Below are 23282 nucleotides of genomic sequence, written 5' to 3'. Positions count from 1 at the left end.
GCGGACCCTCCGGGCTTCGTTCTTTCGTGTTTCCAGCTTATCAGACGCTTTCCGCTCCGTTTTCCGGAGTTTCATTCATCGGATTTGCTTTCCGCCTTGCCGCCCCGGTCTCCCGCGGCGACTCCGGAACTGTACGGGGACCGGCCCGCCACATGCAAATCGTCCCGCCCCGCTGCCGCGGGACGGGACGATCCGTGGTTCGGGCACCGTCAGGCGCGGCCCATCTCCTCGGCGATGGCCGCCGCGAAGGCGTCGATGTCGGCCTCCGTGGTGTCGAAGGCGCACATCCAGCGGACCTCGCCGGTGTGCTCGTTCCAGAAGTAGAAGCGGTAGCGCTTCTGGAGCCGCTCGCTCACCTCGCGCGGGAGGATCGCGAACACCGCGTTCGCCTGGACCGGGCGGACCACCTCGACGCCGTCGATCTTCCGGACCGCTGCCTCCAGGCGGCTCGCCATCGCGTTGGCGTGGCCGGCGTTGCGGAGGTAGAGGTCGCCGGAGAGCAGCGCCTCGAACTGGACCGAGACGAAGCGCATCTTCGACGCGAGCTGCATCGAGGTCTTGCGCAGGTACTTGATGTTGCGCACCCGCTCCGGGTTGAGCACCACCACGACCTCGCCGAACAGCAGGCCGTTCTTCGTCCCGCCGAAGGAGAGCACGTCGACGCCGACGTCGGTGGTGAAGTCGCGCAGCGGCAGGCCGAGCGAGGCGGCGGCGTTGGCCAGTCGGGAGCCGTCCACGTGGACGAGCATGCCCAGCTGGTGGGCGTGCTCGGTGATCGCGCGGATCTCGTCGGGGGTGTAGAGGGTGCCGAGCTCGGTGCTCTGGGTGATGGAGACCGCGAGCGGCTGCGCGCGGTGCTCGTCGCCGAAGCCCCAGGCCTGCTGGTCGAGCAGCTCGGGGGTGAGCTTGCCGTCCGGAGTGGGGACGGTGAGCAGCTTGATGCCGCCCATCTTCTCCGGGGCGCCGCCCTCGTCGACGTGGATGTGGGCCGACTCCGCGCAGACCACCGCGCCCCAGCGCGGGAGCAGCGACTGGAGGGCGACCACATTGGCGCCGGTGCCGTTGAAGACGGGGTAGGCCTCCGCCTTCTCGCCGAAGTGGCGGCGGAAGACGTCCTGGAGGTGGGCCGTGTAGTCGTCCTCGCCGTAGGCGATCTGGTGACCGCCGTTGGCGAGGGCTATCGCGGCGAGGACCTCCGGGTGCACGCCGGCGTAGTTGTCGCTGGCGAAGCCGCGGACGGCGGGGTCGTGCCGCCGTACCGCGTCCGTACGGGTGAGGTCGGTCATCGGGCTGTCAGCCACAGGTGCTGTCCGTTCAGTTCTGCTGCGGGGCGGTCCCAGAGGCCCGCCAGGTGGCCGGCGAGGTCGGTGGTGTCCGTGAAGCCGGCGAACTTCGCCTCCGGCTTCTCGGCCCGCATTTCGGGGCTGACCAGCGCCTTGATGACCAGGATCGCAGCCGCGGCGGTGGGCTCGCCGTCGGGGTCGGTGGTCTCCTTCTTGAAGGAGTCCGCCATGGCGAGGGTCCACGCCTCGGTGGCGGCCTTGGCGGCCGCGTAGGCGGCGCCGCCGGCGGTGGGCTTGTGCGCGGCCGCGGCGGAGATCATCGCGTAGCGGCCGGCGGTGCTGCGGACCAGCGCGGGCTGGAAGGCCAGCGAGGTGTGCTGGAGGGTCCGCACGACGGTGTCGTGCAGGAAGTCCCAGTCGTCCAGCCGGGTGTCGAAGAAGGTCTTGCTGCCGCGCCAGCCGCCGACCAGGTGGAACAGGCCGTCGACGTGGCCGTGCTCCGACTCCAGGTGGTCGGCCCAGTCGTGGACCTCCTGCGGGTCGAGCAGGTCGATCACCTGGCCGCTGACCTTGGCGCCGCGGACGGCCACCCGGGTGGCGTCCAGGGCGGACTCCAGGCGCTGGGCGTCGATGTCGGCGCCGATCACGGTGGCACCGTCGGCGGTGAGGCGGCGCAGCACGGCGCGGCCGGCCGGGCCGCTGGCTCCGGCGACGGCGATGACCTTGCCGGCCAGCGGGGCGTTGGTGGAGGTGGTCACGCGGCGGCTCCCTGGATCCCGGCGCCGGTGATGCCGGCGGTGGCGGCGATGACGCCGCTCAGCTTCTTGTTGAGGGCTTCGTAGAACATGCTCAGCGGGAACTCGTCCGGGAGCACGGCGTCGCACAGGGCCTTGTTGAGGGCCTTGCCGTCGGTGATGTCGAGCGGCAGCGCCTCGGAGCCCTTCGCCCAGGTGGAGGCCGGGTGCGGGGTGAGGTAGCGGGAGACCAGCTCGTAGGCGGCGATCCAGTGGGCCGGCTTCGGCCGGTCGATGCCGTCGCGGTAGAGGGTCTCGATCTCGGCGCAGAGCGCGTTGGTGACCTGCGGGGCGCGCTCCCAGTCGATGCTGAGGCGGTTGTCGCGCCAGCGCAGCGCGTCGTGCTTGTGCAGGTAGGCGAAGAGCAGCTGGCCGCCCATGCCGTCGTAGTTGCGCACCCGGTCGCCGGAGACCGGGAAGCGGAACAGGCGGTCGAAGAGGATCGCGTACTGGACGTCGCGGGCGTGCCGGTTGCCCTCGGTCTCCAGCTTCACCGCCTCCTTGAAGGTGGTGAGGTCGCAGCGGAGCTCCTCCAGGCCGTACATCCAGAACGGGCTGCGCTGCTTGATCATGAAGGGGTCGAACGGCAGGTCGCCGTGGCTGTGGGTGCGGTCGTGGACGAGGTCCCACAGGACGAAGGTCTCCTGCGCGCGCTGCTGGTCCTGGAGCAGGCCCTCGGCGTCGGCCGGGATCTCCAGGCCGAGCTGCTGGACGGCGCTGCTGGAGACGGCGCGGAAGCGGGCGGCCTCGCGGTCGCAGAAGATGCCGCCCCAGGTGAAACGCTCCGGCGCCTTGCGCACGGAGACCGTCTCGGGGAAGAGCACGGCGGAGTTGGTGTCGTAGCCGGCGGTGAAGTCCGTGAAGGTGATCGGCACGAACATCGGGTTGTCGAAGCGGGTGCGCTCCAGCTCTGCCAGCCAGTCGGGCCACACGACGCTCAGCAGGACGGCTTCCAGGTTGCGGTCCGGGTTGCCGTTCTGGGTGTACATCGGGAAGACGACCAGGTGCTCCAGCCCGTCCTCGCGCTGGTCGGCGGGGTGGAAGGCGAGCAGCGAGTCCAGGAAGTCGGGCTCGCGGTAGCCGGTGTCGGCCCACTTGGCGAGGTCCGCGTCGACGGTGGCCAGGTAGGCGGCGTCGTGCGGGAAGTGCGGAGCGAGCTCCTGGACGGCGGCGCGGACGGTGGCGACCAGCGGGTCGACCGTGTGCCGCTGGACGGCGGCCAGGTCGATCGAGCCGTCCTTCGACTGGAGCGGGCGCAGCGTCTCGACGGCCTCCTTCAGGCGCAGCCAGGCCGGGTGGCCGGCGAGGGTCGAGACCGGGGCGTCGGCCGCCACAGCGAGCCTTGGCGAAAGATTCTGCATCGTGGACTCACTTCGACAGGAGTTATTTCAACGGGGACACCATAAGTACGAAAGGTTCTCCTGTTCAAGAGGGCCAGGACCGGCAAAGCTCCGGTGCACCGCCCCTCCGGCGCCCAAACCTTCGACGGGAGGCGGATTGTCCGGCATGTGGACAGTGATCTGGATGTTCTGGACAGATGCGCTGTTCTGATGCGAACCTCCCCGCATGCTCCCGGCGGTGATCACGGTGGCCGAACGCCACGACAGCCCCTTCCGGGCGCCCTCCCGTCGGCACGTCTGCCGTCGCTGTCGCGCGCGCGGCCTGAGCTGCCGCTGTCGCCGCTGCTGTTGACCGGCCTGCCGCCGCCCCGGCTGCTGCCGATCCGGCTCGGGGGGCGCCGCGGACGCGGGCCCGTACGCCGACCATGCCGCGTGTGTTCCGGCGCCGCCACCGGGGGGAAGTGACCCGCCGGGACGCGGGCCGCCCGTCGCGCCCTCCCGCGCCCCTCCTCGTTCCCCCCGTCCCGCCGGTCCTTCCCTGGAGCCCCGTCATGACCCTCCGCAAGCCCTCCGCCGTACTGCCCATCGCCGCGCTGGTCGCCGCCGCGGCCGTGCTGACCGCCTGCGCGCCGCAGGACTCGAAGTCCGACACCGCCTCGGGCGCGGCCGGGACGGCGGCGGGCTGCGCGCCGGGGGCGCTTGCCACGCGCACCGCCGGAACGCTGACCGTCGGCACCGACAAGCCCGCGTACGACCCGTGGTTCTCCGACGACAAGCCGGAGAACGGCAAGGGCTTCGAGTCCGCCGTGGCCTACGCGGTCGCCGAGAAGCTCGGCTACCCGAAGGAGAAGGTCGGCTGGGTGGTCGCGCCGTTCAACAAGGCGACCTCCCCCGGCGCCAAGGACTTCGACTTCGACATCAACCAGGTGTCCGTCAGCGACGAGCGCAAGCAGGCCGTGGACTTCTCATCCGGCTACTACGACGTGCGCCAGACCGTCATCGCGCTGAAGAACTCCAAGGCGGCGGGCGCCAGGAGCATCGCCGACCTCAAGGGCGCCAAGCTCGGCGCGCAGGTCGGCACCACGAGCCTGGACACCATCACCAACACCATCAAGCCGAGCACCCAGCCGGCCGTCTTCGACTCCAACGACCTGGCCAAGGCCGCGCTGAAGAACGGCCAGATCGACGCCCTGGTGGTGGACCTGCCGACCGCCTTCTACATCACCGGCGCCGAGGTCCCGGAGGCCCAGGTGGTCGGCCAGTTCGAGGCCGCCGCGCAGGCCGAGCAGTTCGGTCTGGTACTGGACAAGGGCTCCAAGCTGACCGGCTGCGTCTCCCAGGCCGTGGACGCGCTGCGCGCCGACGGCACACTGGCGAAGCTGGAGAAGCAGTGGCTGTCCGACGCCGTCTCGGCACCGGTGCTGAAGTGAGCGCTGACCTGAGCCCCGGGCCGGGCGGGGAGGCGCCGGGCCTGGAGGCACCGGGCGGGAAGGCGCCGGGCGCCGCCGGACCGGCGGAGCTCACCAAGGCGCCGGCGCCGCGCACCGCACGGCCGACCGGGGCGCCGGCGACGGAGGACGACTACCGCCCGTCCGAGCGGCGGCTGGCGCACGAGGCGTACCGGAGGTCCCGGGCCCGCCGCTCGGCGCTGATCGCCACCGGCTCGACCCTGGCCACGGCCGTCGTGCTCTACCTCCTGATCGTCAACTCCCCCGGGTGGGAGGTGACTCGGCGGACCTTCTTCAACCTCGACTACGCCCGTCAGGCGCTGCCCGAGGTCCTGAAGGGACTGCGGCTGAACCTGGAGCTGATGCTCGGCTGCGGGGCGCTGATCCTGCTGTTCGGGCTGCTGCTGGCGGTGCTGCGGACGCTGCGCGGTCCGGTCTTCCTGCCGGTACGGCTGTTGGCCACCGCGTACGTGGACTTCTTCCTCGGACTGCCGATGATCATCTGCCTGCTGGTGATGATCACCGGAGTGCCGGCGCTGCGGCTGACCGGGGTGACCACCGATCCGCTGCTGCTGGGCGGGGCCGCCCTGGTGCTGACCTACTCGGCGTACGTGTCGGAGGTGTTCCGCTCCGGCATCGAGTCGGTGCACCCGAGCCAGCGGGCCGCGGCGCGGTCGCTGGGGCTGACCAACGCGCAGACGATGCGGTACGTGGTGCTGCCGCAGGCCGTCCGCCGGGTCGTGCCGCCGCTGCTCAACAACCTGGTGAGCCTCCAGAAGGACACCGGGCTGGTCTCGATCGGCGGCGCGATCGACGCGGTGTACGCGGCGAAGATCATCGCGGCTCGCTCCTTCAACTTCACGCCGTACCTGGTGGCGGGGCTGGTGTTCATCGTGCTGACCATTCCGCTGACCCGGTTCGCCGACTGGCTGACCGCCCGGATGAACCGCCGCCAGCTCCAGGGAGGTGCGGTGTGACGTCGAGCGACGTGCTCCGGTTGGAGTCGGTGCGCAAGACCTTCGGCGGCCAGGTGGTGCTGCGCGACGTGGACCTCGCCGTGGCCGAGCACTCGGTGACGGCGCTGATCGGGGCCTCCGGCTCCGGCAAGTCCACGCTGATGCGCTGCGTCAACCTGCTGGAGGGGATCGACGACGGGGCGATCTTCCTGGACGGCGAGGAGATCACCGATCCGCGCGCGGACGAGGACGCCGTGCGGCGCCGGATCGGCGTGGTGTTCCAGTCGTACAACCTGTTCCCGCATCTGACGGTGCTGGAGAACATCACGCTCGCCCCGCGCCGGGTGCACCGCGTCGCCAGGGCCGAGGCACGGGCCCGGGCGCTGGAACTGCTCGACCGGCTCGGGCTGGCGGCCAAGGCCGAGGAGTACCCGGACCGGCTCTCCGGCGGGCAGCAGCAGCGGGTCGCCATCGTGCGCGCGCTGGCCACCGGGCCGCGGCTGCTGCTCCTCGACGAGATCACCGCGGCGCTCGACCCGGTGCTGGTCGGCGAGGTGCTGTCGGTGGTGCGGGACCTCAAGGAACAGGGGATGACGATGGTCCTCTCCACCCACGAGATGGGCTTCGCCCGTGAGGTCGCCGACCAGGTCTGCTTCCTGGACGGCGGGGTGGTGCTCGAACAAGGGCCGCCGGAGCAGGTGTTCGGCGATCCGCAGGAGGAGCGGACGCGGCAGTTCCTCAGCCGGGTGGTCGCCTCGGGTCGGCTCCAGGGCTGAGCGCCCCCGCCTGATGGCGGCCGGGTGGGCGGTCCGCTCGGCCGGGGAGTGCGACCAGGCGTGCGACGGGTGCGCGACGAGTACGCGACGGGTGCGCGGCCAGGGCTTTCGCAACGACGGGCACCACTGTGCGCCCCTGTACGCGCCCTGGCCGCGCCCGGCCGGGTGCGGTGATCGTGGACCGGACGTCCGTCGCCGCGCACGGGGGCGGCGAACAGATGACAGCTCACGGATGACAGATGACAGCCGACAGATTTCATCATCTGTTCACTGTCATCTGTCCGCCGACCGCTGTTCGCTGTCCCCTGTTCGCCGCCCCCGGCGCCCACCGCCCCGGGAGGCCGCCGTTGCACGGACCCACCCTGGTCAACTGGCTCCTCGCCCTCCTCGCCACCGGCGCCGGCACGTCCTGTCTGGTCCGGCTGCGCCGCTCCCCCTGCACCCCGGGCGGTGCGCACCGGCCGCTCGCCCGCGAGTCCGACGCCGCCGAGGCCCTGATGGGGTTGGGCATGGCCGCGATGGCCGTCACCGGCGCCACCGTCCCGCCCGCCGTGTGGGCCGGGCTCTTCGGCCTCCCCGCCACCGCCTTCCTGCTCGCCGCCGCCCACGCCCCGGCCGGCCGGGCGCACCGGCTGCACCACGCGATCGGCGCGCTCGCCATGACGTACATGGCCCTCGCGATGGCGTCCACCTCCGGTCACGGCCACCACCGGGCCGCCGCCCTGGGCCTTCCACTGCTGACCGGGGTGCTCCTCCTCTACTTCGCCGCGTACACCGTCTGGACCGGCAGCCGGCTGCTGCGCACTCCGGCGGGCACCCTCGCGGTCGGCACCGCCGGGCTGCCGCAGGCCTGCCGACTGACCATGGGCATCGGCATGTTCGCCATGCTCCTGACCATGTGACGACCCGCGGGACACCCTCCCGGCACCCCGGAGCCGCCGCCCGCCACGCCGAAGCCCCCTGCCCCTGCCCCCTCCACGCCAAAGCCCCCGTCCGAGCGTGGCGTTGGTCACTGGCCGGTCGAAAGCCGTTCCACCGGGCGTCGCCAGCGCATAGGTTGACAGGGAGCGCGTTGTCGCGTTCCGTGCGTACTCGGGGAGCCCATCGATGCCTGCCCTGATCGGCCTGCTGCTGCTCGGCCTGCTGCTCTCGACCCTCGTGCCCCGGCTGCTGGCCCGGGCCCGCTGGGCGGAGCGCGAACCGGTGCTGGCGCTGCTGGTGTGGCAGTGCCTGGTGGTGGCCGTTCTGCTCTGCTGCGCGCTGGGCCTCCTCCTGGCGGCCTCCGCCGCCCTGCCGGAGCTGCGCTCGCTGGTGTTCGCGGGCGCGCCGCACGGCGTGGAGGCGGCGTACGGCCTCCAGGAGGCCGAGGGCTGGGGCCGGCTGTGCGCCGCGGTGCTGGCCGCGGGCGGGGTGCAGACGGTGCTGGCGCTGACCCGGGAGGTTCGTACGGCGAAGGCGGTGCGCAATCGCCGGCACGCCCAACTGGCAAACCGGGCACCGGAGTTGCCTGACACCATCGAGACCGCCCGGAGCCGCCGGGAACGGCTGGTGGTCTTGGAGAACGTCCGTCCGGAGGCCTGGTCGCTGCCCGGCCCGGACTCCCGGCTGGTGGTCACCACCGGCGCCCTCCAGCAGCTGACCGACCGGGAGCTGGCCGCCGTGCTGAGCCATGAGCGCGGTCACGTCCGGGCCCGGCACCACTGGCTCCAGCAGTTCGCCCAGGCGCTCGCCTCGGGCTTCCCCGGGGTCGGCGTGTTCAGCGCCTTCCGGAACCAGGTGGCGGAGCTGGTCGAACTGGCCGCCGACGACCGGGCCGCCCGTCGGCACGGCCGGCACACCACCGCCCTCGCGCTGGCCGAACTCAACCTGGACCGCGGGGTGTTCGGCTCCTGCCCGCCCGGCCTGGCACAGTCCCCGAAGCGGGTGGACCGACTGCTCGCGGGCCGTCCGCGGCTCTCCGTCCCGCACCGGCTGCGGCTCACCGTCGCGGCGCTCGCCGCGCCCGCCGTGGTCGTGCTGCTGGCCGCGGCACCGGGGCTGCACTCCCTGCTGTGAGGTCGACACCGCACCCGGTCGGCACTTCTGACGGGACGTCAGCCGGAGGCTGATCCGCCGGCCGGGCCGGGACCGTCGCCGAGGGCCTGCTCCAGCACCCGGCGGTGGAGCGGCCTGGCCTGCTCGTAGCGCTCCCGACCGGCCTCGGTGAGGGTGAGCTGGACGCCCCGGCGGTCGCTCTCGCACATCGCCCGGGTGACCAGTCCGGCCTTCTCCAGGCGGGCGATCAACCGCGAGAGCGCGCTCTGGCTCAGATGGACGGTGTGGGCCAGCTCGCTCACCCGCACCGCCTGGCCCCCACCGCCCCCGCAGTTCTCGACGAGACGCTCCAGCACCTCGAACTCGCTCATGCCCAGCCCGTACCGGTCGCCCAGCTCGCGGTCGAGGGCACAGGCCGCGGCGGCATGCCGGGCCAGCAGTTCGCGCCACTGCGCGACGAGACCGGCCTCCGCCGGGGAGTCGAGTTCAGCCACGCCGCCACCCTAGCACGTGCATCGACAATTAATGCGTTCACATTTAATTCATTTGCATTGAATGCATGTGCATGTACTGTCCTCCCCATGACCACCGCGACCGTCACGTCACCCGACGCCCCGTCAACCAGCGGGCCGCACTGGACTCCCCGCCTCTGGGGCACCCTGATCGTGCTCTGCGCCGCCATGTTCCTGGACGCCCTGGACGTCTCCATGGTGGGCGTCGCCCTTCCGTCCATCGGCTCCGACCTGCACCTGTCCACCTCCACCCTGCAATGGGTGGTCTCCGGCTACGTCCTCGGCTACGGCGGCCTGCTGCTGCTCGGCGGGCGCGCCGCCGACCTGCTCGGGCGCCGCCGGGTGTTCCTGGTCGCCCTGGGCGTCTTCGCCGCCGCATCGCTGGTCGGCGGCCTGGTCGACGACGGCGGCCTGCTGATCGCGGCCCGCTTCCTCAAGGGCGTCAGCGCCGCCTTCACCGCCCCGGCCGGCCTGTCGATCATCACCACGACCTTCGCGGAGGGTCCCGCCCGCAACCGCGCGCTGTCGATCTACACCACCTGCGGCGCCAGCGGCTTCTCGCTCGGCCTGGTGCTCAGCGGCCTGCTCACCTCGGTCGGCTGGCGCTGGACCTTCCTGATGCCCGTCCCGGTCGCGCTGCTCGCCCTACTCTTCGCCGTCCGGCTGCTCCCCCGCCCGGTCGAGGAGCGCGCCCAGGGCGGCTACGACGTCCTCGGCGCGATCACCGGCACGGCGACCGTCCTGCTGCTGGTCTTCACCGTGACCGAGGCCCAGGGCGCCGGCTGGCTGAGCCCGCGCACCCTCGGCTCACTGCTGGTCGTCGCCGTGCTGGCCGCCGCCTTCCTGCGGGTGGAGAGCCGCGCCGCGCACCCGCTGGTGCGGCTCGGCATCTTCCGCAACGGCTCGGTCGCCCGGGCCAACGTGGTCGCCTTCGCGATGACCGGCGCGTACGGCGGGTTCCAGTTCGTGGTCACCCTCTACCTCCAGCACCTGCTCGGCTGGTCGGCCCTGGAGATGGCGCTCGGGCTGCTGCCCGCCGCGGCCCTCATCGCGCTCTCGGCACCGTTCATGGGCCCGATCGTGGACCGCTTCGGCACCGGGCGGCTGCTGCCGATCGGCCTGGCCTCACTGGTCGCCGCCTTCGCCCTGTTCCTGCGGCTGGACGAGCACAGCTCGTACCCGGGCCTGGTGCTGCCCTCGATGCTGCTGCTCGGCGTGGGATTCGCGTTCGCCTTCCCCGCGGTGAACATCGCCGCCACCGACGGCGTGGGCGACGAGGAGCAGGGGCTGGCCTCGGGTCTGGTGAACACCGCGATCCAGGTCGGCACCGCGGTGGTCCTCGCCGGGGCGACCGCGATGATCACGGCCGGCAGCGCGGGCGGCGACAGCCCGCAGGCCCAGCTGGACGGCTACCGGCCGGCGCTGCTGTTCGTCACGGTGGTCGCGGTGGTCGGCCTGGTGGTCGCGACGGCGGGCGCCCTGGTGGACCGGCGTCGCAAGGCGGTTCCCGCACCCGCGCCGGATCGTGACGAGCCGACGGTCGGGTCGACCGCGGCCCGGGCCGACGTCCTGGCCGGGCGCTGACCCCCGGACCCCGCCCGTGACCGGCCTCCGCGCCGCCGGGCCATGGCGCCGGCTCCACCAAACCCCCGTGTCGGTGGAGCCGGCCGTCTTCGTGGCGGCCGCCCGGGCAGTGCCCGCCGGGGCACGGTATCCCGGTGCGGCTGTCGGCTCCACAAGTATATTGGCCCGGAGCCAACGAACGTTCGGAGCAGACACGATGGCACCTCGCGGGGATTCGGTCAATGAGGAGATGCGGCAACGCTCCCGCCGGCGGATCATGCGGGCCACCGTCGAGCTGGTTGACCAGTGCGGTTACGCGGGCACCACGCTCACGGACATCGCCGAGCGGGCCGGCCTCGCCCGCGGACTGCTCTCGTACTACTTCGACGGCAAACGGCTGCTCATGCAGTCCGCGACGCACCGGATGATGCACCAGTCACTGGCCGCCACGCTGGCGGAACTGGCCCCCGGGGCCTCCCCCGACGCACGGCTGGCCGGGGCGATCGACACCGTGCTCGGCCTGGCGATGGACCACCCCCGGGTGATGCGCTCGCACCTGGCGCTGATCCTCGACCCGGACAACGGCGCCTTCGTCCAGGACCCGGAGCAGCAGCAGCTCGGCGCCATCCTCCAGGGACTGCTGCGGGACTGGGGCGCGCCCGACCCGGTCGCCGAGCACGCGGTGCTGCGCAGTGCGCTGATGGGCGGCTGCATCGGGGTGCTGCTGCCGGGCGCCGAGAGCCCGCTGGCCCTGATCCGCGCCGACCTCTTCGGCCGCTACGACCTGGCCTGGGAACTGGGCCGCCCGCCGCAGCAGTCCCCGCCGGAACGCGAACGGCCGCCGGCCCGCGGCTGACGGCGGGCGGGCGGCCTGGTGACCGGCTGCCGGGGGGCCTCGCGAGGGAGGGAGCTCACAGGCCCCGGACGGCAGCGGCTCAGCGTTCCTTCAGGATCGAGGCGAGCAGGTCAATCGTGCGTTCCGGCGTGAGGCTGTCCACGCAGAGCCGCTCCATGACCTGGATGTAGGCGTCGACGTCGTCGCGCTTGTCCAGGTAGAGCGCGCTGGTGAGCTGCTCCAGGTAGACCACGTCCGCGAGGTCCTGCTCCGGGAAGCGCAGGATCGTGAACGCCCCGGACTCGCCCGCGTGCGCGCCGAACCGGAACGGCATGACCTGGATCACCACGTTGGCCTGCTCGGCGACGTCGATCAGGTACTGCACCTGACCGCGCATCACCTTGGGCCCGCCGACCGGCCGGCGCAGCGCCGCCTCGTCGATGACGGCCCACAGGCGCGGGCTGGCGCCCTCGGCCAGCAGCTTCTGACGGCGCAGCCGCAGGCTGACCCGTCGCTCGACCTCCTCCTCGCTGATGACCGGCCGACTCTGTCCGAAAACCGCCCGTGCGTACTCCTCGGACTGGAGCAGCCCGGGGATGAACTGCACCTCGTAGGTGCGGATCAGCTGGGCGGCCTCCTCCAGGCCGACGTAGGTCTGGAACCAGCCCGGCAGCACGTCGTTGAAGCTGTGCCACCAGCCGGACTTGTTGGCCTCGCGGACGAGGCCGAGCAGGGCTTCCCGCTCGATGCCGTCGTCCACGCCGTACAGACTGAGCAGGTCGGCGACGTCGCGCTCCTTGAAGCTGACGCGGCCGAGTTCCATGCGGCTGATCTTGGACTCGGAGGCCCGGATCGCGTAGCCCGCGTCCTCGCGGGTGATGCCGCGCGCCTCACGCAGGCGGCGCAGCTGCGAGCCGAGGAGGATCCGGCGGACCATCGAGCCGCCGCCCGGCTGAACTGTGGTCATGCGGTCGAAACCTCCACCTAGGGCAAACAGCGCACAGTCTGCCATCAGTTGAGCGCTCACGGTGCCGATACTGACGGATGTTCCTATCAGTTCCGCACTCCACGCACCAGGATGCACGTGCATCCGGCGCTTGCATATGCCAATAGTGCGACTGCACGTGAATCGACTCTTGCATCTGCAGTGAGCGCACACCACCATGGTGCACGTGCACCTGCACATCCCTGGCAATCCCGCGGGCTCCGTGTCGACCCCACGCGCGACTCCGTGCACCGACCCGACGACGTCCCCCGCGTCATCGGGCGTTCGAGTGCGCGCGCGCCTGGTCGAGGGGGCGGCCGAGCGGCCGAGCGAGTCGGAGGTGACCGGCATGACCCCGGCGGGTCCAGCCGTGTCCGCCCCCTTATGGGAGGAGCTCTTCATGAGCACCGGTACGGCTTTGGCGGTTGACCCCCTTGTGGTCACCTGTACGCTCGCTCCTCGCTTCGAAGCCGTCAGAACCGCGCGCGACTTCGCTCGGAGCACGCTCCAGCACTGGGGCCTGACGGAGCTGTTCGACGACGTCGCGCTGGTGGCCTCGGAACTCGTGACCAACGCGCTCCGGCATGCGATCGGCGCACGGCCCGACCCGTCGGGCGGCACCCAGGGCGAGTACGACTTTCCCATACAGCCGACCCCGGACGGCCGGCTCCCGATCCGAATAAGCCTGGTGCACCGCGCACCCCAGGTGGTCTGCGCGGTGAGCGATCCGAGCAGCATCGGCCCGATCGCCCGGGAGGCCGACTTCGTCGCCGAATCCGGCCGCGGGCTGCACCTGGTGGAGTCGTTCAGCCGCTCCTGGGGCTGGCACCCGCTGGGCAGCGGCAAGGTGGTCTGGGCGATGTTCGAGGCGGAGACGATCGTCGGCTCCCCGCTGGACGGGCGCCCCGGACTCGGCGGCCGCTCACCGCTCGACGGCCCCGTCGAGATCGGCGGACGGCATCGGCGCTCGGCCTAGGACGGGCCGTGCGCCCCGGCCGGGCCCCCGACTCGAACGGATCCCCCGACCCGAGCGGGCCGCGCGCCCAGGACGGACCATGCGCCGGGCGGCGCACGGCCGGTCGACGGAAGCCCCGGGAGGACCGCACCCCGGGCCCTTCCACCCGGCCCCGCCGAGGACTTCCGGTCCAATGCGGACACCTCCGGAGCGGACGCCCCCGGAGCGGACGCCTCCGGAGCGGAGACCGCCGGTGAAGAGGCCCCCGGAAGAGACAAAGACAAAGGCCGTCGTGGTGTCGGCACCCACGACGGCCCCCCGATGATGGAGCACGGCGGTCGGTCAGACCGCCAGGTGGTCGAACTCCCCGTCCTTGGCCCCCAGCAGCAGGGCGGCGATCTCGGCCCGGGTGTAGATGAGGGCCGGGCCGTCCGGGAACCGCGAGTTGCGCATCGCCACATCGCCGCCGGGCAGGGCCGCGAACTCGACGCAGTTGCCCTGGGAGTTGCTGTGCCGGCTCTTCTGCCAGACCACCCCCTGGAGATCGGCGGCGGCCATCCCGTTGTAGGTGTCGTACGAGCCGTGCGTGTCCTGCGAGTCGTGCATAGAAATCTCCCGAAGAGCTTCCGGAGTTGTCGTCCAGCGCGGCGCCCCCGGCACCGTCGAAACGAACGGACCGGCCCCGTACCGGTCCGGCACAACGCCTCACTTGACGCGATGATAGCTGCAGTGCACGTGCATCAGCACGGGACGTTGCAGGTGCACGTGGCCTTTTGTCCGCAGCCGCGAACTCTTCACGGACCCTTCTCCTGACGGTACGTAAACGGACATAGCCGATGAATCGTCGGGCGCGCGATAACCGGCCGTGAGCGCCTCCCCGCTGAATGTTGATCTTCGAATGCCGGGAGTCGCACCCCCGTGACCCTCCGTCAAACCATCCTCATGCTGTGAGACATCTCACGCGCCCCAGGTGCAACGCCGGCCCCCTCGGGTCGCGTCGAGGCAACCACCGGCGGTCGCGCGGGGATTGGGAGCGGAATGTCCGGATTGTAGGCAAAGTGCCCGGACCGGCGCCGGAGACGCACCGGGCTCCGGACCGCGACCGCGTGAAACCCACTCGGCAGCCGACTGCAAGCCGGACGGGCAGATGTCCTACGATCTCCGGCATGAGCACCGCAGCCATCCCGGGCGCGCCACTGCCCGTCCGTACTCCAGGCTCCCGTGCGCGGGGGCGCCACCGTCGTCCCGAGCGCCCCGAGATCCCGGCCGGCGCCCCGGCCCTGGTGCTCGCCGTGCCCGCGACCGCCGGGCCCGAGTCCCGCTCGGTCGTCGAGGAGTTGCTCTCGATCGTCCGCACCGAGCAGAACGGCGTCCGGACCGCGGTCGGCTACCTGCCCGGCAACGGCGGCGAGGGCGCGGGCGGCGAGGACCGCACCGTGGCCGAGCTGCTGGCCATGGCGGCCGAGGCCGGGCTGCCGACGCCCGTCCTGGTGCCGCTGGTGCCCGGCCCGCACACCTTCCTGACCGAGCTTCACGCGCTCGCCGCCGAGTACGGCGCGCCCGTCACCGACCCGCTGGGCCCGCACCCGCTGCTGGCCGAGGCCGTGCACGTCCGGCTGTCCGAGGCCGGGCTGGCCCGGGCCGACCGCGCCCGGCTGTTCGCCATCGCGACCGCCGCGGACGGCGTGGTGCTGACCACCGTCGGCGGCGAGGACGCGGCCGCGGCGGCCGGCATCACCGGCGTGCTGCTGGCCGCCCGACTGGCCGTGCCGGTCGTCGCCGCCGCGCTCGACGTGCCCGGCTCGGTGGCCGCGGCCGTCAACCACCTCAGGGACACCGGCTCGCAGCGCCCGGCGCTGGCCCCGCTGGTGATCGGCCCGGAGGCGGACTCCGAGCTGCTCGCCACCGCCGCCGAGGAGACCGGCTGCCCGTCGGCCGCGCCGCTGGGCTCGTACCCGTCGGTCGGCCAGCTGATCGCCTCCACCTACCTGGCGGCGCTGCCCGCGCCGTCCCCGGAGGACCTGGCACGGGCCGAGGCGGAGGCGGCGGCCGCCGCCGAGGCCGAGGGGGCCCTGGAGGGCGTCCGCGGCGCCCACGCGGCCTCCCAGGGGCCCGCAGGGCGGTAGTCGACGTCGCGCGCCGGTTCGCGCGCTCCGAAGGGCCCGGAACGGCATGCGTTCCGGGCCCTTCGGTTTTGCTCCGCCCGCCCATGGCCGTCCCGCGCGGAAGTCGGACGGCGGCGAAGTGGAATGTCCGTTCTGGCCTTTTTGAAAGGAAATAGGAAACGCGGTCGCGGGCGCTCGCATCACAGCCGCCGCATCATCCGCCGGGGCGCTCCGGCCCGCGATTCGACGCGCCGTCACACCACTTCTGAAGTGCTGCCAGTTGTGGGCTTCCACAACAGGGTTGCTTGAAAACGATCATTTACGATCATGGAGAGCGGCAATTTTGGCAGTTCCCACTAAACCGTGATGCGCATCACAGCCATTTGCAGTTTGAACTTAAGTCTGATTAACGTGCTCCCCGTTCGTGACCACACGAACCCGGTTCATCCGCGACGCCGAGTCCTGCCGTCGGATGTCCTGGCAGCGCGAAATCGCACCACGGCAGGAGCGGGGGACCCACAGGTAAGTCGCCCCGGACCGATCTCCGGAACGGTCCAGGGCTAGGGGTGAAGCCGCGCCCACAGCGCGGCCGGGCAACTCCAGCCCGAATCCGACAGCTCACCTCGCAGGCGTGGGAGAGGACCGCGTCTTCATGCTGCCCACCAACGGCACTCGTCTGTCCAGCCGCACCCGTCGCGTGATCGCCGCCCTCGGCGTCGCGGGCGTCGGCCTCACCGTCCCCTGCATCGCCTCCGGCACCGCCTCCGCCGCCACCGTCGCCACCTGGGACAAGGTCGCCCAGTGCGAGAGCGGCGGCAACTGGAGCATCAACACCGGCAACGGCTTCTACGGCGGCCTCCAGTTCACCTCCAGCACCTGGTCCGCCTTCGGCGGCACCGCCTTCGCGGCGCGCGCCGACCTGGCCACCAAGGACCAGCAGATCGCCGTCGCCGAGAAGGTCCTCGCCTCGCAGGGCCCCGGCGCCTGGCCGGTGTGCTCGGTCCAGGCCGGCCTCACCAAGGGCGGCGCCGCGGCCGCCGTCGACACCTCGGCGGGCTCCACCGCCGGCTCGACCACCGCCAAGCCCGCGCAGCCCGCGCAGAGCGCCAAGCCGGCCGCCCCGGCCGCCAAGCCCGCTCCGCAGACCCAGGCCCCGGCCGCCAAGCCCGCCGCGCCCACCGCGCCCGCCGCGCCCGCCCAGGACGGCACGCAGGCCAGCACCGACTCCACCGCCTCCGGAAACCGGAGCGACTGGGTCCAGAAGCGCCAGCAGCAGGCCCAGAACGGCGACTACACCGTGGTCGAGGGCGACTGGCTGTCCGCGATCGCCGACCAGCACAAGGTGCAGGGCGGCTGGCAGCGGCTGTACGAGCTCAACCGCGGCACCCTGACCGAGGGTCCGGACAGCATCTACCCGGGCCAGCAGCTGTCCTTCGGCGGCAACGGCCAGGCCCAGGCCGGCCAGTCCGCCACCGGCAAGTCCGGCTCGGACTTCACCTGGTTCGACCGCTCGCAGAAGTCCGGCCAGTCCGCGAACGGCGGTGCCGTGAACGCCCAGCCGACCGCGCAGGCCCAGACCCCGGCCGCCAAGCCGTCCACCAAGCCGGCCGCCAAGCCCGCTCCGCAGACCCAGGCTCCGGCCCAGACCCAGACCCAGGCTCCGGCCGCCACCGGCAGCATGGCCGCCGCGGTCTCCTTCGCCGAGTCGAAGGTCGGTCAGGCGTACGTCTACGGCGGCACCGGCAACGGTGGCTGGGACTGCTCCGGCCTGACCCAGGCCGCGCTGCGCGCCGCGGGCGTCTCCGTCCCGCGCGTCGCCGCCGACCAGGCCGCCGCCAGCACCCACGTCTCGCTGGACAGCCTCCAGCCGGGCGACCTGCTGTTCTGGTCCAACAACGGCAAGGACTCCGGCGTCTACCACGTCGCGATCTACGTCGGCAACGGCAAGTACGTCGAGGCCGCCAACCCGAGCTCGGGCGTCCGCGAGCAGAGCATCGCCAACTGGGCCCCGGACTTCGCCGGCCGGGTCTGAGAACGGCGAACAGCTGACGGACGGCGGACGACGGATAACAGCTGACAGATAACAGATAACAGATTTCATCATCTGTCAGCTGTCGTCCGAACGTTGACCGCCCACGCCCCCGGGGAGAGTCTGGTCGCTCCTCCCCGGGGGTTCCGGCATGCCTCCGGCCGTACCTCGTGGCAAATCCCCGCGGTGAAGCTCCGTGCTGAATCCCCACGGCGAATCCCCATGGCGAAGCCCCTGCTGAATCACCACGACGAATCCCCGTGGTGAATCCCCGCCCCAACGGGCATGCTGCTGCTCTGCACCCGAGGAGGAGTCACATGGCCCAGGTCACCGTCACCCTCGACGCGAACCTCGCGATCGACGCGATGTTGCTCTCCGGCACCAAGAACCCGCAGGACGCCGTCGAACTGGTCCTGCGCGACTACCTGGCCCGCGGCCGCCGTACCGAGACCCGTACCGGCGAGGCGGCCGACGGGCACCGACCGACCGTCGACCGCCCCACCGCCCAGGAGGGCTGACCGCCCGACGGCCCGGGCGGCCGACCGCACGCACGCACGCCGAAGGGCCCCGGGGAGCAACCGCCCTCCGGGGCCCTTCCGTCGGCCGTGACGGCCGGGGTTCAGCGCGCGCAGGCCCCGGTGGACCCGCGCATCACCAGCTCCGGCTGGAACATGAACTCGCCGCGCTGGGCCGCGTTTCCGCCGACCTCCTCCAGCAGCGCGTCGACCGCCGCCGTGGCCATCGCCTCGACCGGCTGGCGGATCGTGGTCAACGGCGGCTCGGTGAAGGCGATCAGCGGCGAGTCGTCGAAGCCGACCACCGACACGTCCTGCGGCACCGACAGCCCGCGCTGCCGCACCGCCCGGATCGCCCCGAGCGCCATCATGTCGCTCCCGCAGACGATCGCCGTGCAGCCCTTGTCGAGCAGCGCGCCGGCCGCCGCGTGCCCGCCCTCCACGCTGAACAGCGTGTGGTGGACGAGGTCGTCGGCCTCCTCCCGGGAGAGTCCGAGCACCTCGCGCAGCGCGGCCGTGAAGCCCTCGATCTTGCGCAGCACCGGCACGTACCGGCGCTGACCGACGGCCAGCCCGATCCGCTCGTGCCCGAGTTCGGCCAGGTGCTGGACGGCCATCCACATCGCGGCCCGGTCGTCCGGCGAGATGAACGGCGCGTCGATCTTCTCGCTGTAGCCGTTGATCAGCACGAACGGCACCCCGCGCCCGGCCAGCCGGGCGTAGCGGTCGTGGTCGGCGGTGGTGTCGGCGTGCAGCCCGGAGACGAAGACGATGCCCGCCACGCCCCGGTCCACCAGCATCTCCACCAGTTCGTCCTCGGTGGACCCGCCCGGAGTCTGGGTGCACAGCACCGGCGTGTAGCCGTGCCGGCTGAGCACCTGCTCGATCACCTGGGCCAGCGCGGGGAAGATCGGGTTGCTCAGCTCGGGCGTGATCAGACCGATCAGCCCGGCGCTGCGCTGGCGAAGACGGGTCGGCCGCTCGTACCCGAGCACGTCGAGCGCCGCCAGCACGGTCTGCCGGGTGGCGGCGGAAACGTTCGCCTTGCCGTTGAGCACGCGGGAGACGGTGGCTTCGCTGACCCCCGCCTGCGCCGCGATGTCTGAGAGTCGCGCCGTAGTCACGGTCCCAGAGCCTATTCCAACCACGTCAGACCGCCCACCAGCCGGTGCTGTCCGGAGCGAGCACCGTCTCGCCGCCGTCCACCACGAGGTCGGCCGAGCCCAGCAGCAGCGTGCCCGGGGCGGCGATCCGCACCGGTTCGCCGGTGGTGTTCACGGTGCAGACGAAGGCGCCGCGACGGAACGCCAGGGTGCCCTCGGGGCTCTCCAGCCACTCGACTCCGGTGCCGGCGCCGAGGTCGGGCTGCGCCCGGCGGACGGCCAGCGCGCTGCGGTAGAGCTCCAGGGTGGAGGTCGGGTCGCCGGTCTGCGCCTCGACGCTCAGCCCGGCCCACTCGGCCGGCTGGGGCAGCCAGGACGGCCCGCCGGCCACCGGCCCGAAGCCGTACGGGGCCTCGGTGCCGGACCACGGGATCGGGACGCGGCAGCCGTCGCGGTAGCCGTCCTGGCCGGCCTGACGGAAGAAGGACGGGTCCTGGCGGACCTCGTCGGGCAGGTCGGTGACGTCCGGCAGGCCGAGCTCCTCGCCCTGGTAGACGTAGGCCGAGCCGGGCAGCGCGAGCATCAGCAGGGTGGCGGCGCGGGCGCGGCGCAGGCCGAGCTCGCGGTCGCCGGGGGTGCGGATCTGGGTGCCGAGGCCGGGCTCGTTGGCGAACCGGGTGGCGTGCCGGGTGACGTCGTGGTTGGAGAGCACCCAGGTGGTGGGGGCGTCGACCGGGCGCATCGAGTCGAGCGAGAGGTCGATCACCTCGCGCAGCGCGGTGGCGTCCCAACCAGTGCCCAGGTACTGGAAGTTGAAGGCCTGGTGCAGCTCGTCGGGGCGGACGTAGTTGGCGGTGCGCTGGACGGTCGGGGTCCACGCCTCGGCGACGCCGATCCGCTGCCCCGGGTACTCGTCGAGGATCTTGCGCCAGCTGCGGTAGATCTCGTGCACGCCGTCCTGGTCGAAGAACGGCATGACGTCGTTGCCGAGCAGCTTGAGCTGGTCGGCGCCGCCGAGGTCGGGCAGGCCGGGGGCCTTGACCAGGCCGTGGGCGACGTCGATGCGGAAGCCGTCCACGCCCATGTCGAGCCAGAACCGCAGGATCGAGCGGAACTCGTCGGCGACGGCCGGGTTCTCCCAGTTGAAGTCGGGCTGCTCCGGGGCGAACAGGTGCAGGTACCAGTCGCCGGGGGTGCCGTCCGGGTTCTCGCTGCGGGTCCAGGCCGGGCCGCCGAAGATGGACTCCCAGTCGTTGGGCGGCAGTTCGCCCTGCTCGCCCTTGCCGGGGCGGAAGTGGTAGCGCTCGCGCAGCGGGGAGCCGGGGCCCTCGCGCAGGGCGCGCTGGAACCACTCGTGCTGGTCCGAGGAGTGGTTGGGGACGAGGTCGACGATGATCCGCAGACCCAGGTCGTGGGCGTCCCGGATCAGGGCGTCGGCGTCCAGCAGGGTGCCGAACATCGGGTCCACCGCGCGGTAGTCGGCCACGTCGTAGCCGGCGTCCGCCTGCGGCGAGGCGTAGAACGGCGAGAGCCAGACCGCGTCCACGCCGAGGTCGCGCAGGTAGGGCAGGCGGCTGCGGATTCCGGGCAGGTCACCCATGCCGTCGCCGTTGGAGTCGGCGAAGCTGCGCGGGTACACCTGGTAGATGACCGCGTCCCGCCACCAGCCTCTGGACGCGCTGACGTTCGCCTCGTGAGCGGTGTCGGCGGCAGGCCGGGAGGTGTCGGCCAGGTTCTGGGTCATGGACGGTATCCCTTGGGGACTAGAGGAGCGGAAGGCGCTGGGACGTGGAGGCGCGCGACGAGCTGCGGTCCTGTGACGGCGTGCGGTCTTGCGACGGCGTGCGGTCCTGTGACGACGTGGTGGCGCGCGACGACGTGGCGGCCCGTTACGACTTGGAGGCACCGGCGGTCAGGCCGGTGACCAGGTGGCGCTGCACCAGGTAGAAGAAGGCCGCGGACGGGATCGCGATCAGCACGGCGGTCGCGGCCATCAGGTTCCACTGGGCGTCGTGCTCGCTGACGAAGGTCTGGAGGCCCACGGCCAACGTGTACTTGTCGGAGCTGAGCATGAACGTGGAGGCGAACGGCACCTCGGCCCAGTAGGTGAGGAAGGAGTAGAAGGCCGCCACCGCCAGGCCCGGGCGGGCGAGCGGCAGCACCAGCCGCCAGAAGGTGCCGAACGGGCTGAGCCCGTCGACCCGGCCGGCCTCGTCGATCTCCACCGGGATGGTGTCGAAGTAGCCCTTCAGCAGCCAGGCGCAGTACGGCACGGTGGTGGTCGAGTAGACCAGGATCAGGCCGGTGTAGCTGTCCAGCAGGCCGAGTTCGGAGAGCATCGTGTACATCGGCACGATCAGCACCGCGATCGGGAACATCTGGGTGACCAGCAGCGACCACATCAGCGGCTTGTGCCCGGGGAACTTCATCCGCGAGACGGCGTAGCCGGTGGTGGCGGCGAGCATCACGCCGAACACGGTGGTGACGCCGGAGACCAGCAGGGCGTTGCCGAACCAGGTGAAGAAGTCGGTGTCGGACAGCACGTGCTGGTAGTTCGACAGCGTCAGCTTGTCGAGGATCTGGCCGGGGTGGAGGTAGTCGGTCTTGTCCGGGCCGAGCGAGACGAACAGGATCCACGCGACCGGGAAGAGCGCGATCAGGCCGGCCAGGATCAGGGTGCCGTGGGACAGCGCCCGGGCCATCGGGCTGCGCTCGCCGCGGCGGCGGACCTTGGCGGGCCGGGCGGCCGGGGCCGCGGCCGCCGGGCGGGCCGGGAGTTCGGTGGTGGTGCTCATCGGGGTTACCTGCCTTCGTGGGTCAACTGGGTCCGGGGCCTCAGCCGTTGGCCTGCTCGTTGCGGGCGAGCCAGCGCCGGTAGAAGGCGGTGAAGACGATCAGGATGGACAGCAGGATCACGCCGTAGGCGGCGGACTGCGCGTAGTCCCGGGGGATCTGGCCGAAGCCGAGCCGGTACGCCCAGGTGACCAGCAGCTGGGCGTCGGGGGCGCCGGTGCCGAACAGCAGGAAGATCACGTTGAACTGGTTGAACGTCCAGATCACGCCGAGCAGCACGACCGTGGAGGAGACGGAGCGCAGCCCCGGCAGGGTGACGTACCGGAAGCGCTGCCAGGCGGTGGCGCCGTCCATCTCCGCGGCCTCGTACAGCTCGGCCGGGATCGACTGGAGGCCGCCGAGCAGCGAGATCATCATGAACGGCACACCGGCCCAGGTGTTCACCATGATCGCGGCCGCCTTCTGCGCCCACGGGTCGGTGAGCCAGCCGGGCTCGGGCAGGTGCAGGAAGGAGAGGATGTTGTTGACGACGCCGCCGTCGGCGAGCATCAGGCGCCAGGAGAAGACGGTGACGAAGGTCGGTACGGCCCAGGGCAGGATGAGCAGCATCCGGTAGGCGGCGCGGCCGCGCAGCTTCTGGTTGAGCAGCAGGGCCAGGCCGAGGCCGAGGGTGTAGTGCAGGCAGACGCAGACGGCCGTCCAGGCGATGGTCCAGACGAAGTGCGACCAGAAGCGGTCGTACGAGCCGGGGCCCCACAGGATGTCGGCGTAGTTGTGGAAGCCGACGAACTCGTAGCTCGCCGGGATCTCGTTGACGCCGATCTTGCGGGCGACGTTGAGGCTGTTGGCGTCGGTGAGGGTGAGCCAGATGCCCTCGGCGAGCGGGTAGAGCACCAGCGCACCGAGCACCAGTACGACCGGGGCGATCATCGCGTAGGCGTACCAGTGCTTGGCGTAGGAGCGCTTGACGCGTTCCAGCAGGCCCGGACGCTGCTCGCGTTCCCGGTTGCCCTTGCCGGTGGCGCCCTGCACGGCGACTGACATCGTTTGCACCTTCTCGGGGGGAATTCTCGGGGGGAGCCGACGGCCCGGTCCGCAGTGGGCGACGGGCGCCGCGGGGCGGGTGGCGACGGGCCGCGGGCAGCGAACGGATGACAGCTGACAGATGATGAAATCTGTTATCCGTCATTCGTTCGCCGTCGCGCGGTCACCGCCACCCGCCCGCTGTCATCCGTCGACCGGCGGGCCGGGCACAG

Annotated in this window: 21 protein-coding genes and 1 riboswitch; of the genes, 11 read left to right on the top strand and 10 right to left on the bottom strand. The window is 71.8% G+C overall.

The window, feature by feature from the left end:
• Positions 1-209 precede the first annotated feature (209 nt).
• The 3 genes from ACGFSC_RS22585 to ACGFSC_RS22575 are packed head-to-tail and all read right to left on the bottom strand — an operon-like array spanning position 210 to position 3438.
• Positions 210-1286 carry a low specificity L-threonine aldolase gene (locus tag ACGFSC_RS22585; protein WP_359914671.1) on the bottom strand — a complete coding sequence of 359 codons (1077 nt, stop codon included), beginning with the start codon at positions 1284-1286 and terminating at the stop codon, positions 210-212.
• Entirely contained in the window at positions 1283-2041 is a 759-nt protein-coding gene (locus ACGFSC_RS22580; RefSeq protein WP_359914666.1) for an SDR family NAD(P)-dependent oxidoreductase, read from the bottom strand. Before ACGFSC_RS22580 ends, ACGFSC_RS22585 begins: the two co-directional genes overlap by 4 nt.
• Positions 2038-3438 carry a DUF6421 family protein gene (locus tag ACGFSC_RS22575; protein ID WP_359914663.1) on the bottom strand — a complete coding sequence of 467 codons (1401 nt, stop codon included), beginning with the start codon at positions 3436-3438 and terminating at the stop codon, positions 2038-2040. Before ACGFSC_RS22575 ends, ACGFSC_RS22580 begins: the two co-directional genes overlap by 4 nt.
• Positions 3439-3968: 530 nt before the next feature.
• Here ACGFSC_RS22575 and ACGFSC_RS22570 point away from each other — a divergent pair.
• The 5 genes from ACGFSC_RS22570 to ACGFSC_RS22550 all read left to right on the top strand — a co-directional run bounded on the left by ACGFSC_RS22570 (position 3969) and on the right by ACGFSC_RS22550 (position 8652).
• Positions 3969-4847, top strand: coding sequence for an ABC transporter substrate-binding protein (locus ACGFSC_RS22570; protein WP_359914660.1), 879 nt, complete (start codon positions 3969-3971; stop codon positions 4845-4847).
• Positions 4848-5020: 173 nt separating this feature from the next.
• Positions 5021-5842 carry an amino acid ABC transporter permease gene (locus tag ACGFSC_RS22565; RefSeq protein ID WP_359914669.1) on the top strand — a complete coding sequence of 274 codons (822 nt, stop codon included), beginning with the start codon at positions 5021-5023 and terminating at the stop codon, positions 5840-5842.
• Positions 5839-6597, top strand: a complete 759-nt coding sequence (locus ACGFSC_RS22560) for an amino acid ABC transporter ATP-binding protein (protein WP_359914658.1) — start codon at positions 5839-5841, stop codon at positions 6595-6597. Before ACGFSC_RS22565 ends, ACGFSC_RS22560 begins: the two co-directional genes overlap by 4 nt.
• 347 nt (positions 6598-6944) lie before the next feature.
• A complete protein-coding gene (locus ACGFSC_RS22555) occupies positions 6945-7499 on the top strand; it encodes a DUF5134 domain-containing protein (RefSeq protein ID WP_359914655.1) in 555 nt (184 codons plus the stop codon).
• Positions 7500-7704: 205 nt separating this feature from the next.
• Complete coding sequence (locus tag ACGFSC_RS22550; protein WP_359914652.1) at positions 7705-8652, top strand: M56 family metallopeptidase; 948 nt, start codon at positions 7705-7707, stop codon at positions 8650-8652.
• Between the two features lie 38 nt (positions 8653-8690).
• Here ACGFSC_RS22550 and ACGFSC_RS22545 read toward each other — a convergent pair whose 3' ends face one another.
• Positions 8691-9125, bottom strand: coding sequence for a MarR family transcriptional regulator (locus tag ACGFSC_RS22545; RefSeq protein WP_359914649.1), 435 nt, complete (start codon positions 9123-9125; stop codon positions 8691-8693).
• A gap of 87 nt (positions 9126-9212) precedes the next feature.
• Here ACGFSC_RS22545 and ACGFSC_RS22540 point away from each other — a divergent pair, with 87 nt between their 5' ends.
• Together ACGFSC_RS22540 and ACGFSC_RS22535 are read left to right on the top strand one after the other, a co-directional pair.
• Positions 9213-10727: an MFS transporter gene (locus ACGFSC_RS22540; protein WP_359914646.1), complete on the top strand. Its 1515-nt coding sequence runs from the start codon at positions 9213-9215 to the stop codon at positions 10725-10727.
• Between the two features lie 229 nt (positions 10728-10956).
• Positions 10957-11562 carry a TetR/AcrR family transcriptional regulator gene (locus ACGFSC_RS22535; protein ID WP_359914643.1) on the top strand — a complete coding sequence of 202 codons (606 nt, stop codon included), beginning with the start codon at positions 10957-10959 and terminating at the stop codon, positions 11560-11562.
• A 79-nt stretch (positions 11563-11641) separates the two neighbouring features.
• On the opposite strand, the gene ACGFSC_RS22530 is transcribed toward ACGFSC_RS22535, so the two are convergent.
• The gene (locus ACGFSC_RS22530; protein WP_188297256.1) at positions 11642-12508 is read right to left on the bottom strand and encodes a helix-turn-helix transcriptional regulator; all 867 of its coding nucleotides are present in this window, start codon (positions 12506-12508) and stop codon (positions 11642-11644) included.
• 418 nt (positions 12509-12926) lie between these two features.
• Here ACGFSC_RS22530 and ACGFSC_RS22525 point away from each other — a divergent pair, with 418 nt between their 5' ends.
• Positions 12927-13502 carry an ATP-binding protein gene (locus tag ACGFSC_RS22525; RefSeq protein ID WP_359914639.1) on the top strand — a complete coding sequence of 192 codons (576 nt, stop codon included), beginning with the start codon at positions 12927-12929 and terminating at the stop codon, positions 13500-13502.
• A gap of 321 nt (positions 13503-13823) precedes the next feature.
• On the opposite strand, the gene ACGFSC_RS22520 is transcribed toward ACGFSC_RS22525, so the two are convergent.
• Positions 13824-14087: a DUF397 domain-containing protein gene (locus ACGFSC_RS22520; RefSeq protein ID WP_097235176.1), complete on the bottom strand. Its 264-nt coding sequence runs from the start codon at positions 14085-14087 to the stop codon at positions 13824-13826.
• Positions 14088-14647: 560 nt separating this feature from the next.
• On the opposite strand from ACGFSC_RS22520, the gene ACGFSC_RS22515 reads away from it, so the two are divergent.
• From ACGFSC_RS22515 to ACGFSC_RS22505, 3 genes are all read left to right on the top strand, one after another.
• Positions 14648-15607, top strand: a complete 960-nt coding sequence (locus tag ACGFSC_RS22515; RefSeq protein ID WP_380632276.1) for a hypothetical protein — start codon at positions 14648-14650, stop codon at positions 15605-15607.
• A gap of 453 nt (positions 15608-16060) precedes the next feature.
• Positions 16061-16231: riboswitch (cyclic di-AMP (ydaO/yuaA leader) on the top strand.
• On the top strand, positions 16218-17618 hold the full coding sequence (locus tag ACGFSC_RS22510; protein ID WP_359911717.1) for a transglycosylase family protein: 1401 nt from the start codon (positions 16218-16220) through the stop codon (positions 17616-17618). It overlaps the preceding riboswitch by 14 nt.
• Before the next feature lie 314 nt (positions 17619-17932).
• Positions 17933-18133, top strand: coding sequence for a hypothetical protein (locus ACGFSC_RS22505; RefSeq protein ID WP_359911715.1), 201 nt, complete (start codon positions 17933-17935; stop codon positions 18131-18133).
• A 101-nt stretch (positions 18134-18234) separates the two neighbouring features.
• Here ACGFSC_RS22505 and ACGFSC_RS22500 read toward each other — a convergent pair whose 3' ends face one another.
• The 4 genes from ACGFSC_RS22500 to ACGFSC_RS22485 form a co-directional block, all read right to left on the bottom strand.
• Positions 18235-19254: a LacI family DNA-binding transcriptional regulator gene (locus tag ACGFSC_RS22500; RefSeq protein WP_359911712.1), complete on the bottom strand. Its 1020-nt coding sequence runs from the start codon at positions 19252-19254 to the stop codon at positions 18235-18237.
• A gap of 25 nt (positions 19255-19279) precedes the next feature.
• Positions 19280-20977, bottom strand: coding sequence for a glycoside hydrolase family 13 protein (locus tag ACGFSC_RS22495; protein WP_359911709.1), 1698 nt, complete (start codon positions 20975-20977; stop codon positions 19280-19282).
• Between the two features lie 145 nt (positions 20978-21122).
• Positions 21123-22028 carry a carbohydrate ABC transporter permease gene (locus ACGFSC_RS22490; RefSeq protein ID WP_359911706.1) on the bottom strand — a complete coding sequence of 302 codons (906 nt, stop codon included), beginning with the start codon at positions 22026-22028 and terminating at the stop codon, positions 21123-21125.
• 40 nt (positions 22029-22068) lie between these two features.
• The gene (locus ACGFSC_RS22485; RefSeq protein ID WP_359911703.1) at positions 22069-23070 is read right to left on the bottom strand and encodes a sugar ABC transporter permease; all 1002 of its coding nucleotides are present in this window, start codon (positions 23068-23070) and stop codon (positions 22069-22071) included.
• Positions 23071-23282 lie beyond the last annotated feature (212 nt).

This window comes from Kitasatospora sp. NPDC048715, assembly GCF_043198905.1.
Taxonomy (GTDB): domain Bacteria; phylum Actinomycetota; class Actinomycetes; order Streptomycetales; family Streptomycetaceae; genus Kitasatospora; species Kitasatospora lactacystinica.
This window is presented reverse-complemented; position numbering and strand designations above follow the sequence as displayed.

Excerpts from the sequence above, each read along its gene's own strand:
- ACGFSC_RS22585 (WP_359914671.1), bottom strand. The coding sequence starts at position 1,286 with ATGACCGACCTCACCCGTACGGACGCGGTACGGCGGCACGACCCCGCC.
- ACGFSC_RS22575 (WP_359914663.1), bottom strand. The coding sequence starts at position 3,438 with ATGCAGAATCTTTCGCCAAGGCTCGCTGTGGCGGCCGACGCCCCGGTC.
- ACGFSC_RS22570 (WP_359914660.1), top strand. The coding sequence starts at position 3,969 with ATGACCCTCCGCAAGCCCTCCGCCGTACTGCCCATCGCCGCGCTGGTC.
- ACGFSC_RS22550 (WP_359914652.1), top strand. The coding sequence starts at position 7,705 with ATGCCTGCCCTGATCGGCCTGCTGCTGCTCGGCCTGCTGCTCTCGACC.
- ACGFSC_RS22540 (WP_359914646.1), top strand. The coding sequence starts at position 9,213 with ATGACCACCGCGACCGTCACGTCACCCGACGCCCCGTCAACCAGCGGG.
- ACGFSC_RS22535 (WP_359914643.1), top strand. The coding sequence starts at position 10,957 with ATGCGGCAACGCTCCCGCCGGCGGATCATGCGGGCCACCGTCGAGCTG.
- ACGFSC_RS22530 (WP_188297256.1), bottom strand. The coding sequence starts at position 12,508 with ATGACCACAGTTCAGCCGGGCGGCGGCTCGATGGTCCGCCGGATCCTC.
- ACGFSC_RS22525 (WP_359914639.1), top strand. The coding sequence starts at position 12,927 with ATGAGCACCGGTACGGCTTTGGCGGTTGACCCCCTTGTGGTCACCTGT.
- ACGFSC_RS22520 (WP_097235176.1), bottom strand. The coding sequence starts at position 14,087 with ATGCACGACTCGCAGGACACGCACGGCTCGTACGACACCTACAACGGG.
- ACGFSC_RS22515 (WP_380632276.1), top strand. The coding sequence starts at position 14,648 with ATGAGCACCGCAGCCATCCCGGGCGCGCCACTGCCCGTCCGTACTCCA.
- ACGFSC_RS22505 (WP_359911715.1), top strand. The coding sequence starts at position 17,933 with ATGGCCCAGGTCACCGTCACCCTCGACGCGAACCTCGCGATCGACGCG.
- ACGFSC_RS22495 (WP_359911709.1), bottom strand. The coding sequence starts at position 20,977 with ATGACCCAGAACCTGGCCGACACCTCCCGGCCTGCCGCCGACACCGCT.
- ACGFSC_RS22490 (WP_359911706.1), bottom strand. The coding sequence starts at position 22,028 with ATGAGCACCACCACCGAACTCCCGGCCCGCCCGGCGGCCGCGGCCCCG.
- ACGFSC_RS22485 (WP_359911703.1), bottom strand. The coding sequence starts at position 23,070 with ATGTCAGTCGCCGTGCAGGGCGCCACCGGCAAGGGCAACCGGGAACGC.